Origin of the sequence: Romboutsia sp. 13368 (assembly GCF_018336475.1) — a bacterium.
Classification (GTDB): domain Bacteria; phylum Bacillota; class Clostridia; order Peptostreptococcales; family Peptostreptococcaceae; genus Romboutsia.
On sequence record NZ_CP048741.1, the window covers coordinates 823,422 to 823,631 of the forward strand.

Here is a 210-nt window from a genome sequence, read left to right on the forward strand (position 1 = left end):
AGGTTATAGAGTATTTATTAGAGGTAGGAAAATACTTTATCAGAGAGTTTGATATAGATGCATGGAGATTAGATGTATCAAATGAAGTTGACCATAGTTTTNNNAGAATGTTTAGAAAAGAAGTAAAAAATATAAAGCCTGATGTATATATATTAGGTGAAATATGGCACAATAGTCTACCATGGCTTATGGGAGATCAATTTGATGCTG